Annotated in this window: 12 protein-coding genes; 10 read left to right on the top strand and 2 right to left on the bottom strand. The window is 59.5% G+C overall.

What is annotated here, in order from left to right; all coding sequences use genetic code 11:
- Positions 1–46 precede the first annotated feature (46 nt).
- The 4 genes from odhB (at position 47) to ACFQND_RS16980 (ending at position 4,694) form a co-directional block, all read left to right on the top strand.
- Entirely contained in the window at positions 47–1,303 is a 1,257-nt protein-coding gene (odhB, locus tag ACFQND_RS16995) for a 2-oxoglutarate dehydrogenase complex dihydrolipoyllysine-residue succinyltransferase (RefSeq protein WP_371435316.1), read from the top strand.
- Between the two features lie 135 nt (positions 1,304–1,438).
- A complete protein-coding gene (gene lpdA, locus ACFQND_RS16990; RefSeq protein WP_371435317.1) occupies positions 1,439–2,869 on the top strand; it encodes a dihydrolipoyl dehydrogenase in 1,431 nt (476 codons plus the stop codon).
- Positions 2,870–2,931: 62 nt separating this feature from the next.
- A complete protein-coding gene (gene zapE, locus ACFQND_RS16985) occupies positions 2,932–4,035 on the top strand; it encodes a cell division protein ZapE (protein ID WP_371435318.1) in 1,104 nt (367 codons plus the stop codon).
- Positions 4,032–4,694: a hypothetical protein gene (locus tag ACFQND_RS16980; RefSeq protein WP_371435319.1), complete on the top strand. Its 663-nt coding sequence runs from the start codon at positions 4,032–4,034 to the stop codon at positions 4,692–4,694. The genes zapE and ACFQND_RS16980 overlap by 4 nt, the downstream gene beginning before the upstream one ends.
- A gap of 5 nt (positions 4,695–4,699) precedes the next feature.
- Here ACFQND_RS16980 and ACFQND_RS16975 read toward each other — a convergent pair whose 3' ends face one another.
- Positions 4,700–5,461: a PP2C family protein-serine/threonine phosphatase gene (locus ACFQND_RS16975; protein WP_371435320.1), complete on the bottom strand. Its 762-nt coding sequence runs from the start codon at positions 5,459–5,461 to the stop codon at positions 4,700–4,702.
- An 85-nt stretch (positions 5,462–5,546) separates the two neighbouring features.
- Here ACFQND_RS16975 and ACFQND_RS16970 point away from each other — a divergent pair, with 85 nt between their 5' ends.
- Both ACFQND_RS16970 and ACFQND_RS16965 read left to right on the top strand, forming a co-directional pair.
- On the top strand, positions 5,547–5,750 hold the full coding sequence (locus ACFQND_RS16970; RefSeq protein WP_371435321.1) for a DUF465 domain-containing protein: 204 nt from the start codon (positions 5,547–5,549) through the stop codon (positions 5,748–5,750).
- Positions 5,750–7,750: an ATP-dependent DNA helicase gene (locus tag ACFQND_RS16965; protein ID WP_371435322.1), complete on the top strand. Its 2,001-nt coding sequence runs from the start codon at positions 5,750–5,752 to the stop codon at positions 7,748–7,750. Before ACFQND_RS16970 ends, ACFQND_RS16965 begins: the two co-directional genes overlap by 1 nt.
- Here the strand turns inward: ACFQND_RS16965 and ACFQND_RS16960 are convergent.
- The gene (locus ACFQND_RS16960) at positions 7,719–8,540 is read right to left on the bottom strand and encodes an outer membrane protein assembly factor BamD (RefSeq protein WP_371435323.1); all 822 of its coding nucleotides are present in this window, start codon (positions 8,538–8,540) and stop codon (positions 7,719–7,721) included. The genes ACFQND_RS16965 and ACFQND_RS16960 overlap by 32 nt on opposite strands.
- Before the next feature lie 18 nt (positions 8,541–8,558).
- Here ACFQND_RS16960 and ACFQND_RS16955 point away from each other — a divergent pair, with 18 nt between their 5' ends.
- The 4 genes from ACFQND_RS16955 to ndk all read left to right on the top strand — a co-directional run bounded on the left by ACFQND_RS16955 (position 8,559) and on the right by ndk (position 12,674).
- Positions 8,559–9,599 carry an RluA family pseudouridine synthase gene (locus ACFQND_RS16955; protein ID WP_371435324.1) on the top strand — a complete coding sequence of 347 codons (1,041 nt, stop codon included), beginning with the start codon at positions 8,559–8,561 and terminating at the stop codon, positions 9,597–9,599.
- Between the two features lie 111 nt (positions 9,600–9,710).
- Positions 9,711–10,436 (top strand): SMC-Scp complex subunit ScpB, encoded by a 726-nt coding sequence (gene scpB / locus ACFQND_RS16950; RefSeq protein ID WP_371435325.1) that lies wholly within the window; start codon positions 9,711–9,713, stop codon positions 10,434–10,436.
- Positions 10,437–10,446: 10 nt separating this feature from the next.
- On the top strand, positions 10,447–12,123 hold the full coding sequence (locus ACFQND_RS16945) for a pseudouridine synthase (protein WP_371435326.1): 1,677 nt from the start codon (positions 10,447–10,449) through the stop codon (positions 12,121–12,123).
- 125 nt (positions 12,124–12,248) lie between these two features.
- Entirely contained in the window at positions 12,249–12,674 is a 426-nt protein-coding gene (ndk, locus tag ACFQND_RS16940; protein WP_371435327.1) for a nucleoside-diphosphate kinase, read from the top strand.
- Positions 12,675–12,735 lie beyond the last annotated feature (61 nt).

Genomic DNA, 12,735 nt, shown 5'->3' with positions numbered 1-12,735 from the left:
TCATTGCCGTCCCACACAACACAAGAACACACTCGAAAGAATTACCATGGCTATCGTAGAAGTTAAAGTCCCGCAGTTGTCCGAATCCGTGGCAGAAGCCACCATGCTGCAGTGGAAGAAAAAAGTCGGCGATGCCATCGCCATCGATGAAATCCTGATCGAAATCGAAACCGACAAGGTCGTGCTGGAAGTCCCCGCGCCATCGGCCGGCGTGCTGGTTGAGCTGGTCGTCGCCGATGGCAGCACCGTGGCTGCCGAACAGGTGATCGCAAAAATTGATACCGAAGGCAAAGCTGGCGCTGCCGCACCGGCACCTGCTGCCGCCGTAGCCGCTCCTGCCGCGGCAAGCGTTTCTGTGCCTGCAGCGGCACCTGCTGCCGGCGGCTCCATGGCTGGCGTTCCCATGCCGGCCGCTGCCAAGCTGATGGCAGACAACAACATGGCCGCAGGCTCTGTTGCCGGAACCGGCAAGGACGGCCGCGTTACCAAGGGTGATGTTTTGGGTGCTGGCAAATCCGTAGCTGCCAGCGCAATCCCAACGGGTGCCCCAACCACCTCCTTGCCTCAAGTGGCCTCTCCTGCGAAGGCTGCCGACCTCGGCGATCGTCCGGAGCAGCGCGTCCCCATGAGCCGCCTGCGCGCACGTATCGCAGAGCGCCTGCTGCAGTCGCAATCGACCAACGCCATCCTGACGACCTTCAATGAAGTCAACATGGCGCCCGTGATGGAAATGCGCAAGCGCTTCCAGGAAAAGTTCGAGAAGGAATACGGCGTCAAGCTCGGTTTCATGAGCTTTTTTGTCAAGGCGGCAGTGCACGCTCTGAAAAAATACCCGGTACTGAACGCCTCGGTGGACGGCAATGACGTGGTTTACCACGGCTACTTTGACATCGGTATTGCCGTCGGTTCGCCGCGCGGCCTGGTGGTGCCCATCCTGCGCAATGCTGACCAGATGAGCTTTGCCGATATCGAGAAAAAGATCGCTGAATTCGGCCAGAAGGCCAAGGATGGCAAGCTCGGCATTGAAGACATGACCGGTGGTACCTTCTCCATCAGCAATGGCGGTACCTTCGGCTCCATGATGTCGACACCGATCATCAACCCGCCGCAAAGCGCCATCCTCGGAGTGCATGCCACCAAGGACCGCGCCATGGTCGAAAACGGCCAGGTTGTGGTGCGCCCGATGAACTACTTTGCCATGTCCTACGACCACCGCATCATCGACGGCCGCGAAGCTGTCCTGGGCCTGGTTGCGATGAAGGAAGCGCTGGAAGATCCGGCACGCCTGCTGTTCGATATCTAAAGCTACTGCGCGACCACATGGCGGCGTTGCGGGTCCTGTTCGGGCAATCCTCACGTACCTGGAGTACGTTCCGGTTGCCCGCCACCCGCGCCTTGCCCTGAGGCCGCTCGCTACGCTTTCAACCAAGGAATCAATATGTCCAAACAATTCGACGTCATCGTCATAGGCGGTGGCCCCGGCGGCTACATCGCCGCCATCCGCGCTGCGCAACTCGGCTTCAACGTCGCCTGTATCGACGAGTGGAAAAACGCCAAGGGCGGGCCCGCCCTGGGCGGTACCTGCACCAACGTCGGCTGCATTCCTTCCAAGGCCTTGCTGCAATCGTCGGAGCACTACGACCACGCCAGCCATCACTTTGCCGAGCATGGCATTGAGGTCAAGGGCCTGGGCCTGGATGTGGCGAAGATGATTGGCCGCAAGGACACCGTCGTTAAGCAAAACAACGACGGCATCGTTTACCTGTTCAAGAAGAACAAGGTCACTTTTTTCCATGGCCGCGGCTCTTTTGCTGCAGCAAAAGATGGCGCCTACGAGATCAAGGTTGCAGGCGCTGCCGAGGAAGTGATTTCCGGCAAGCACATTATTGTGGCCACGGGCTCCAATGCGCGTGCCTTGCCCGGTGCCCCGTTTGACGAAGAAAACATTCTGTCGAACGACGGTGCATTGCGTATCGGTGCTGTTCCGGCCAGGCTGGGCCTGATCGGGTCTGGCGTGATCGGCCTGGAGATGGGTTCGGTCTGGCGGCGCCTGGGTTCCGAAGTCACGGTGCTTGAAGGCTTGCCGACTTTTCTCGGTGCGGTTGACCAGCAAATTGCCAAGGAAGCGAAAAAGGCCTTTGACAAGCAGGGCCTGAAGATCGCACTGGGCATCAAGGTCGGCGAAGTCAAGAACAACGGCAAGAAGGGCGTGAGCGTTGCCTACACCGATGCCAAGGGCGAAGCCCAGACGCTGGAAGTCGACAAGCTCATCATCTCGATTGGCCGGGTTGCCAACACCATAGGCCTTGCACCCGAAGCGGTAGGCTTGGCGCTGGATGAGCGCGGCGCCATTGTGGTTGACGGCGATTGCAAAACCAATTTGCCCAATGTCTGGGCGATTGGCGATGTGGTGCGCGGCCCCATGCTTGCGCACAAGGCCGAGGAAGAGGGCGTTGCTGTTGCCGAGCGTATTGCCGGCCAGCACGGGCATGTCAACTTCAACACCATTCCCTGGGTGATCTACACCAACCCCGAGATTGCATGGGTTGGACAGACCGAAGAGCAGCTCAAGGCCGCCGGCCGCGCCTACAAGGCCGGCACCTTCCCGTTCCTGGCCAATGGCCGTGCGCGGGCTCTGGGAGACACCACGGGTATGGTGAAAATGCTCGCGGATGCCGCAACCGATGAAATTCTCGGCGTGCACATCGTCGGCCCCATGGCCAGCGAACTGATTGCCGAGTGCGTGGTGGCCATGGAGTTCCGTGCCAGCAGTGAAGACATTGCACGCATCTGCCACGCCCATCCATCGCTCAGCGAAGCAACAAAAGAAGCTGCTCTGGCAGTGGACAAGCGCACGCTGAATTTCTGAGTGATGTTTGTCCCTACGCGCTGCACTGACCTGTCATTGCTGCCCCCGGCGGCGGCTGTCGCGTGACAGGGCCGGTGCGCGCAGCCTACGAGGCTGAACTCGCAACAAGGGGTTACACCAGTGACCCTGCGCAACTGCGCGCGGTTGATGCGCTGGAGCGTTGTGCCAGCGAATGGGCCGCCTACAAGGAGCAGCGCTCCAATGCCTTCAAGAAGCTGATCAACCGGCCGGACATTCCGCGTGGCGTTTACATGTACGGCGGGGTAGGGCGGGGCAAGAGCTTTTTGATGGACTGCTTTTTCGGTGCCGTGCCGCTCAAGCGCAAAACCCGGCTGCATTTTCATGAGTTCATGCGTGAGGTTCACCGGGAGTTGCGCGAGCTTCAGGGCATTGCCAATCCACTGGATGAACTGGGTAAACGCATTGCCAAGCGCTATCGCCTGATCTGTTTTGACGAGTTTCATGTAGCGGACATCACGGACGCCATGATCCTGCACCGCCTGCTGGCGGCCCTGTTTGACAATGGTGTGGGCTTTGTCACCACGTCCAATTTCCATCCTGATGACCTGTATCCGAACGGTATGCACAGGGACCGCGTCCTTCCGGCCATAGCGCTGCTGAAAGACCGGCTGGAAGTGCTAAGCGTGGACAACGGCACGGACTACAGGCGGCGCACCCTGGAGCAGGTCAAGCTCTACCATACGCCGCTTGGACCAGAGGTGGATGCGGAAATGACCGAGTCCTTCAACCGCCTGGCCGAGTCACAGGACGAAAACCCCGTGCTGCAAATCGAGTCCCGCCAGATACAGGCGCGGCGCAAGGCGGGTGGTGTGGTTTGGTTTGACTTCAAGACCCTGTGTGGCGGCCCACGTTCCCAGAATGATTACCTGGAGATTGCCACTCAGTTCCATACCGTGCTTCTGAGTGATGTGCCGGCCATGCCCGTACGGATGGCTTCGGAAGCCAGGCGCTTTACATGGCTGGTGGACGTGCTTTACGACAGGCGTGTAAAACTCATCATGTCGGCGGAGGTCCCCCCCGAGGCGTTGTACACGCAGGGGCCACTGTCGCACGAGTTCCCGCGTACGATTTCCAGGCTCAATGAAATGCAGTCCGTCGAGTTCCTGGCGCTGGAACGCAGGGATGTGGACACAACATTGACATGAACAAACTTATCGTTCTACTGTTATGGGCAGCCTGGGGTTTTGCAGTGCAGGCGCAAACTGCAGCCGCGGTTGCGCCGTCTGCTACGGCAATGCAGGCCACGCCGGACGCGGAGCGCCTGCGCATCAGTGTCGAGCGTGCAAGGCTTGAGTCGAAATATGCAGCGGAAAGTGCTGCGTGCTACAAAAAATTCCTGGTCAACAACTGCCTGGACAAGATCAAAATCGTCCATCAGGAGGCGCTGGCCGACTTGCGGCGCCAGGAGACTTCCCTGGACGCGGATGACCGGAGGGCCCGGGGCGCAGAACAGATGCGCAAGACCGAGGAGAAGATGTCCCCCGAAAAGCAGCAGGAGGCCGCTGACAAACGGGCATCTTCATTGAAGGACCATGAGTCGAGGCTGGAGCGTGAGAGGCAGAAAAATGCGGATCGTGCGACGGCCCAGTCGAACGAGAAGAGCAATGTCGATGCCGCGGCCAACCGTGTCAAAAGCAACCAGGAAAAAGCGGGTGAGCGCAGCACCAAACAGGCCGCTGCAGCAGAGGAAGCCAGAAAATTCAATGAGAAGCAGGAAAAAGCCAAAGAGCGCCAGGCCCAGCATGAGCGCGACAGGCTCAATCAGACCAAGCCACCTGCAAAGTCCTTGCCGACGCCGGAGTAATCCGCTTATTGGCCCAGCGGCTCAAGCTTGACGATGACCAGGGACAGGTTGTCGCCACCCCCTCGGGCGCGTGACCTGGCTTTCTGGACCAGGAACTCCGTGGCTTCCCTTGGTGAAAGCATGGACAGCGCCGAGCCCATTTCGCTGGGGCTGAAGTAATGCCATACGCCGTCACTGCAGGCGATCAAAACGTCTTCCGGGCGTAACTGTGGAATGAAGTGATGGCTGACGGGCGGCGCGTCTTCTGTGCCCAGGCAACCCATCAGGATGTTCGACTGGGGATGTACATTGGCTTCTTCTTCGGTGATCTCGCCCTTGTCGACCAAAGTTTGAACGTATGAATGGTCCGTCGTGCGGTAAACCAGTTTGCTGCCGTGGAAATGGTAGATGCGTGAGTCGCCCGTATGCACCCAGTGGCAATCCCCGGCGGGGTTGATAAGGAATGCGGCCAGTGTGCTGTGCGGCTCCTGCTCGGCGGAGATGGCGGTCAGCTTGATGACAATGTGCGCCTCTTCAACGATCTGCTTGAGCATGGTAGGCGCATCGTCGCTGTCAGGCGAGTAACGCTCAAAAAGCTGCTTGGCCGTCATCATGACCTGGTCCGACGCCTTGCGGCCGCCGCTGCGCCCGCCCATGCCATCGGCAACGATACCGAGTATGCAGCCTGCAACACGCTGATGGCTGATCAGGTTGACCTGGTCCTGCTGATAGTCACGGTCTCCCTTGTGGATACCCGTGGATGCTGTAATTCGGTAACCTTTTGACATCTTGCAGTGTGTCGGGTCGCTGGGACTCGATTTATATCGGTAATCAACGTATTATCAGAGCAAGCAGCGTGCCCAGATAAATACCTTGGACTTAAATTTACACTCACCGGAACGGCGTCTGATCGAACTTAAAATCGAACATGCAGACCTGAATGCGCTGATAGATATTACGGCACATGCAACGCCCATCGACGAAATCATGCTCAGGCGCCTCAAAAAACGGCGCCTGCTTCTTCGAGACCAGATATCGCAGCTCGAATTGTCGCTTGACCCGCCAGAGCCCGCCTGATGAGCCTTGAGCTGGAGGTCGAGGAGGCTTTTGCCCCGAATGGCATGCTGTCCCGCGCGGCAGACCAATTTGTAGCCCGCAGTGGACAGACTGAAATGGCGCTTGCGGTAGCGCGTGCCATTGAGGACTCCGAGGCATTGGTGGTGGAAGCCAGCACCGGTGTTGGTAAAACATTTTCATATCTTGTGCCGGCCCTGCTGAGTGGCGAGCGCGTGCTTGTGTCGACTGCGACCAAGGCCTTGCAGGATCAGTTGTTCGGCCGGGATTTACCCCGGCTTGTCGAGGCCCTGGGCGTGCCGGTACGCACTGCGCTGTTAAAGGGGCGGGCAAGCTACGTTTGTTTGCATCGTCTGGCGCTTGCGCGTCAGGATGCCAGCCCGGTTGATCGTGCTTCGGCCAGGTCATTGGCCAAAATAGAGGAATGGGCACAGTTCACCAAAGCCGGCGATCTGGCCGAGTTGCCCGGCCTGGATGAGCGATCGCCCCTTATTCCTCTGGTCACCTCTACGCGTGAAAATTGCCTTGGCGCGCAATGCCCGCAGTTTCGCGCGTGCCATGTGAACCTTGCCCGGCGGGAGGCATTGGCCGCCGATGTTGTGGTCATCAACCACCATCTCTTTTTCGCTGACCTGGCCGTGCGCGAATCTGGCGTTGCAGAGTTGCTGCCTTCTGTGCGGATCGCGATTTTTGATGAAGCCCACCAGCTCAATGAAACCGGCGTGCAATTCCTGGGCAGGAATCTGACAACGGGTCAACTGCTTGATTTTTGCCGGGATCTGCTTGGTGCGGGTTTGCAGCTCGCAAGGGGATTGGTGGACTGGCAGAAAGTCGTGGGTGGCTGCGAGCAGGCTGCCCGAGAGCTCAGGCTTTGCGCGGGCAAGAGCTATCCTGGTGCCAAGTTGCGCTGGACTGCGCAAGCGCCGGAAAGTATTGGTGAAGCTGCCTGGGCGGCGGCGCTGGATGGCGTGCATGCGGCATTTGTCCAGGCTTGTGTTGCCCTGGAAACGGTGAGTGAAATTGCACCGGACTTTGTCCGGCTGCATGAGCGTGCTGTGGGCCTCGCAGAGCGGGCCCGAAGCTTTGCCGAAGCCTGCGAGCCCGGCTGTGTTCGCTGGGTGGACGTGGGGACACAACTGAGGCTGGTGGAATCACCATTGAATATCGCGGAGGCAGTGAAAACCAAACTGCTCGGTGCATCGGGTGAGTCTGCCAAGTCCTGGATATTCACGTCGGCGACCCTGGGTGATGACGACAAGTTAAGCTGGTTTACACAGCCTTGCGGCCTGGACGGGGCGCGGGTTTTGCGTGTAGGCAGCCCGTTTGATTATTCGCAACAGTCGGCGCTCTATATTCCGCAAAACATTCCCAAACCGTCGGACCCTTCCCATCCGGTGGCGATCGCAAAATCTGCTGCGGAATGGATCAGGCGACTGGGTGGGCGCACTATGGTGCTGACGACCACCCTCAGGGCGCTGCGAACAATAGGGGATGCCCTGCAACTGGCGTTTGAGAGCTCAGGCGACATCGAGTTGCTTGTGCAAGGCGCCATGCCCAAAAGGGTTTTGATTGAGCGGTTTCGCCAGGGCAATGCAGATGGGCAGCGCGGTTGCGTGCTGGTCGCCTCTGCTTCATTCTGGGAAGGGATTGATGTACCGGGCGAGGCACTTCAACTGGTCATTATTGACAAACTGCCTTTTCCTCCGCCGAATGACCCCATGGCAGAGGCGCGTTCAAGGGCGCTGGAGGCCGAAGGCCGAAGTTCGTTTAATGATTATTTTTTACCAGAAGCTGCCGTCGCCCTGAAGCAGGGGGCGGGGCGCTTGATTCGCCGTGAAACGGATCAGGGCGTGCTGGTGGTTTGTGACACCCGGCTGAGTTCGATGGGCTATGGCAAGCGTCTGGTGAGGGCGCTACCGCCCATGGAACGCTTGCATTCCGAAAGCCAGTTGCTGGACCGGCTTGATGCCCTTACCAGAACTTGTACCAGGGATTGTCAATAGCCCTGAAGCCCTTGGTCAGGAATTCGCTTTGCGGGTAGGTTTTTTCCAGTACCCGTTTTGTATCGTCCCGTAGCTGTGTCATTCCCAGTGCATCGTAGGACTTGTAGACGATATAGGTGGCCTCTTCGAGTGCAGGCACATCGCGGTAATCGGCAATGGCTGTTTGTGCCCGGTTGATGGCGGCCACATAGGCGCCACGTTTGAAGTAGTAACGCGCTACATGCACTTCGGACTGGGCCAGGGAGTTGATGGTGTACGTCATGCGCAGGCGTGCATCCGGCGTGTAACGGGAGTCGGGAAAGCGGGTGACCAGTTCCCGGAAGGACTCAAATGATTCCTTGGCGGCCTTCTGGTCCCGCTCGGACAAGTCCTGGCGCGAGATGGCGCCAAAGAGTCCAAGGTTGTCGTTGAAGTTGACCAGGCCCTTGAGGTAAAGCGCGTAATCCAGCGCAGGGCTGGACGGGTGAAGCTTGATGAAGCGGTCCAGTGTCGCAATGGCCTGGGCGGGCTCATTGCTTTTGTACTGTGCATACGCTTTTTCAAGCTGCGCCTGTTGTGCCAGCGGCGTACCGGCTGCACGTCCTTCCAGTTTCTCAAAAAGAGGGATCGCCTTCTCGTAACCGCCGGATCGGATTTCGTCCTTGGCCTCGGAATAGATCTTGTTGGGACTCCAGTTTGTTGTGGGGTCCACAGGCTTGCTCGAGCAGCCAGCGAGGACTGCACAAAGGGCTAAGACGGCAGCAGCAAGCGGTGATGCACTGGGAACAACCGATAATTTGGCAGGAAACATTGCGATCGACCTCTACTAATGACTGACTCGGAACAAAGCAAATTGATTATATCGAGCGCGGCGCTGGCGGCGGATGCCGCAGACGATGTCCATGATGACGCAGACAGTGTTGTCGACGTCGAATTGCGCCAGGTGAGTGTGCCTCTGGAGAGTCATGGTTCGCGCCTTGATCGCGCATTAGCCCTGGCCGTTCCCGAGTTTTCCCGCAGCTACCTGCAGCAGTTGATAGCAGCGGGCGCTGTCCAGCTCAATAGCCTGACGGTAGTCAAGCCGTCAAGCGGGGTAAAGGCCGGGGATGAACTCAGGATTGAACTGAAACCGACGCCCCAGAGCCAGGCATTCAAGCCTGAGGCCATGGCACTGGATGTGGTATTTGAGGATGATTTCCTGATGGTGCTTAACAAACCGGCGGGCCTGGTGGTTCACCCGGCGCCGGGCAACTGGAGCGGCACGCTTCTTAATGGTTTGCTGGCGCGGGATACCCAGGCTTCCCTTTTGCCGCGTGCCGGCATCGTGCACCGTCTCGACAAGGACACTAGTGGCCTGATGGTGGTTGCGCGCCAGAGGCAGGTGATGGACCAGCTGGTCAGCATGATTGCGGCGCGCAGCGTCAGCAGGCAGTACGTTGCCCTGGCGCATGGCGCCTGGCAGGGCCCGAAAACACGTCGGGTTGACCTGCCGGTTGGGCGCGACCCGAGAAACCGGCTGCGAATGGCTGTTGTGGATATGGACAGGCATCCAGGCAAAACGGCCACAACTGACATTTCCGTGTTGAGCAGCGGGACAGGGCATTGCCTGGTGCAGTGCAAGCTGCATACGGGCCGTACGCACCAGATACGCGTTCACATGGCCGCCCTGGGCCATCCCCTTGTAGCTGATGTGCTGTATGGCGGCCAGCCTGCTGCGGGATTGGAGCGGCAGGCCCTGCACGCCTGGCGGCTGGCCTTTGTGCACCCGGTAACGGCAAAACCGCTGGAATTCAATTTGCCCCTGCCCGCCGATATGGAGGCCGCGATTGCCAGTTTGGGCCTGAGATACAATCGGGGGGGGCAAGTTTAGGCTTCCGCGGTACGGTTACCACTGGCGAAGTGGTTTTTGCACAGGTATCGCGCTCCCATGTGAGTCGCGCCTGCGGGCGCTCTACCCGACCTTTTTCGGAAACAAGAAAACATGAATACGATGGATGCGAAGCGCGTCCTCGAAACGGCACTCATTTGCGCTCAGCAGCCCCTGCCGCTCCGAGAGATGGGTGTTTTGTTCAACGGGGCACTCACGGCCGACAGCATCAAGCTTGCGCTTGAGGATTTGCAAAACGACTGGTCCGGCCGTGGGGCCGAGCTTGTTCATGTGGCCACAGGCTGGCGTTTTCAGAGCCGGCCGCAGATGCGGGAGTACCTGGATAGGCTGCACCCCGAAAAACCGCCGCGCTATACGCGGGCGACGCTTGAAACGCTGGCCATCATTGCCTACAGGCAGCCGGTAACCCGGGGTGACATGGAGGATATCCGGGGCGTGACAATTAACAGCCTGATCCTCAAGCAGCTTGAAGATCGTGGCTGGGTAGAGGTGATCGGTCACCGCGAAACAGTGGGCCGGCCTGCGCTGTACGCGACGACAAAGCAGTTCCTGGACGATCTTGGTGTGGACTCGCTGGATCAACTGCCTGCCATGGACAACAGTGCGGGGCAGGCGGCAATGCTTGAGCAGATCGAGTTTGGGATTGCCGAGCCGGTTGCCCCGGCAACCGATCCTGCCGCAATGGCGGAGCCCGTTGATGGTGACCTTTTGGCTGTCGAAGCCCAGGGGGCCTTTGCCGCGGAAGATACACAAGACCTGGGGGCCGGCATGGGCGATGCCGGCCTTGAAATGCAGCCGCCTGACGACATAAACGTATGAATGCAAGAACATGACCCCATCAGACAATCAGGATCCCGCAGCGCCTCTTGAGCCTGTTCCCGTGCCCGTTGGCGATACTGCTGGCAAGGCCGCGCTCCCGGATGTGTTGCTGCAAGACTCTGTGATTCCTGAAGTGACGCCTGCCCATGATGCGGGCAACGAGTCTGGAGCCTCTGTGAGGGGTGACCCGGCAACCCGAAAAGCATCCATAGCGGCTGCGCGTTTCGAGGAGGTTGTCACGGGTCAGTTTGACGCCGATGAGGCCGACCCTGCGCTGGAAATGTCCAAGCGGGTGTTGTCCCCGCAACCCGAAACGCCAAAGCTGCACAAAGTCCTGGCCCAGGCCGGCTTGGGCTCGCGTCTAGAGATGGAGCAACTGATCCTCGAGGGGCGTATTTCCGTCAATGGTGAGCCCGCCCACATCGGGCAGCGCATCCAGTTTGGCGATACCGTCAAGGTCAATGGCAAGCCCATACGGGTGCGCATAGATCCGCCGCCGCCGCGGGTGATCGCCTATCACAAGCCGGCAGGCGAAGTGGTGACGCATGACGATCCGCAAAACCGGCCTACCGTTTTTCGGCGTCTGCCCAAGCTGTTTCATGGCAAGTGGCAATCCGTCGGGCGCCTGGATCTGAACACAGAGGGCTTGCTGCTCCTGACAAGCTCGGGAGAGCTGGCCAACAAGCTGATGCACCCCCGGTTTGGCCTTGAGCGCGAATATGCTGTGCGCGTGCTTGGTGCATTGAGCAGCGAAGAAAAGAAAAGGTTGCTTGAGGGCGTGATGCTGGATGACGGCAACGCGCAATTCACATCCATAGAGGCCGGCGGCGGTGAAGGCGCGAACTGCTGGTACAAGGTGACCCTGTCTGAAGGCCGGAACCGCGAAGTCCGGCGCATGTTTGAGGCGGTGGGCCACGCAGTGAGCCGGCTGATCCGCATTCGTTATGGCGCCGTGGTGCTGCCTCGCGGCCTCAAACGAGGCGCATTTGTTGAACTTGATGAGCGTGATATCTGGGCGCTGACGAGTGCGGCCGTTCGCTCGGAGTCCCGCGCCGATCCGCGCGGTGAGCTTAAAAACCAGGAGACGTCGTCCGGGGATGGCGAGGCTGGGGAGGTTCGCCAGGGGCGCGGCCCGCGCAGGGGTGACCGCTCGCGTGGCGGGCGGGGGCGCTCATCCACAACCGACTCGGCATCCAGGGCTTTGCCAGTGCAGCCGGAAGCTTCCGGGCAGTCCGAAGGTGAGGGACAGGATCCGCATGAGCTGCAGCCCCCGGAGCCGCGTAGCGGTGCGCCGCGCAACGGCGGTGGCAACAGGCGCCGGGGCGGCAATGGGCGTGCCCAGGGAGGCGGAAATTTCGGGCCGGGTGCGAGGTCTCCGCAACCGCCGGCTGGTTTTGGCCGTAATGCCGGTGGAAATGCAGGCGGGCAGGGGCAGCGGCGCCGTGATGATCGCGGTGACCGAAATGACAAGGGTGGTGGTGCAGCGCAGCCCGATCCCATGAAGACATCGTTTGGTTACATCGGTGCCGACACATTCACCCGTCAGCGCGAGGCCCAGGGCCAGCGCCGCGGCGGCAGTTCTGGCATGGGTGGCGCCGGTGGTGGTCAGCGCCGTGGTGGCAGTGGCGGCGGCGGCGGAAATCGCAATGGGAACCGCGGTGGCGGCAACCGTGGCGGTAATCGCTGATCTTCGGAAAAATCAGGGCGATAGACGCCATGCAGACGGGGTGGCGATCGGTAAGGTCATATCCCGCAGGTTAAAATCAGAGGCTGTATTCATATCTGAATATCTCCAGAAATCAAGGAAAACAAATGGCAATCGAACGCACTCTCTCCATCATCAAACCTGACGCAGTGGCAAAAAATGTCATCGGTCAAATCTATGCACGCTTTGAAGCTGCCGGCCTGAAAGTTGTCGCGGCCAAAATGGCTCATTTGTCGCAGGGCGAAGCCGAGGCGTTTTACGCCGTGCACAAGGAGCGTCCTTTCTTCAAGGACCTGGTTTCCTTCATGGTTTCCGGCCCTGTCATGATTCAGGCACTGGAAGGCGAAGGCGCCATCCTGAAGAACCGCGACCTGATGGGCGCTACCGATCCGAAGAAAGCAGCTGCCGGCACCATTCGTGCTGATTTTGCCGACAGCATTGATGCCAACGCTGTTCACGGCTCCGATGCCGTTGAAACTGCTCAGGCGGAAATCGCCTTCTTCTTCCCCGGCATGAACATCTACTCGCGTTAAGCATGTCTGCTCCCAGGCTTCGCCTCCCCTTGCAGGGGTCGCCGCATGCTTGGGGCAGTTT

Source organism: Polaromonas aquatica (assembly GCF_042659145.1).
Lineage (GTDB): Bacteria > Pseudomonadota > Gammaproteobacteria > Burkholderiales > Burkholderiaceae_C > Polaromonas > Polaromonas aquatica.
Note: the sequence above shows the minus strand (reverse complement) of the source record. Positions and strands in the feature narration are given on the sequence as shown.

Excerpts from the sequence above, each read along its gene's own strand:
- odhB (WP_371435316.1), top strand. The coding sequence starts at position 47 with ATGGCTATCGTAGAAGTTAAAGTCCCGCAGTTGTCCGAATCCGTGGCA.
- lpdA (WP_371435317.1), top strand. The coding sequence starts at position 1,439 with ATGTCCAAACAATTCGACGTCATCGTCATAGGCGGTGGCCCCGGCGGC.
- ACFQND_RS16980 (WP_371435319.1), top strand. The coding sequence starts at position 4,032 with ATGAACAAACTTATCGTTCTACTGTTATGGGCAGCCTGGGGTTTTGCA.
- ACFQND_RS16975 (WP_371435320.1), bottom strand. The coding sequence starts at position 5,461 with ATGTCAAAAGGTTACCGAATTACAGCATCCACGGGTATCCACAAGGGA.
- ACFQND_RS16965 (WP_371435322.1), top strand. The coding sequence starts at position 5,750 with ATGAGCCTTGAGCTGGAGGTCGAGGAGGCTTTTGCCCCGAATGGCATG.
- ACFQND_RS16960 (WP_371435323.1), bottom strand. The coding sequence starts at position 8,540 with ATGTTTCCTGCCAAATTATCGGTTGTTCCCAGTGCATCACCGCTTGCT.
- ACFQND_RS16955 (WP_371435324.1), top strand. The coding sequence starts at position 8,559 with ATGACTGACTCGGAACAAAGCAAATTGATTATATCGAGCGCGGCGCTG.
- scpB (WP_371435325.1), top strand. The coding sequence starts at position 9,711 with ATGAATACGATGGATGCGAAGCGCGTCCTCGAAACGGCACTCATTTGC.
- ACFQND_RS16945 (WP_371435326.1), top strand. The coding sequence starts at position 10,447 with ATGACCCCATCAGACAATCAGGATCCCGCAGCGCCTCTTGAGCCTGTT.
- ndk (WP_371435327.1), top strand. The coding sequence starts at position 12,249 with ATGGCAATCGAACGCACTCTCTCCATCATCAAACCTGACGCAGTGGCA.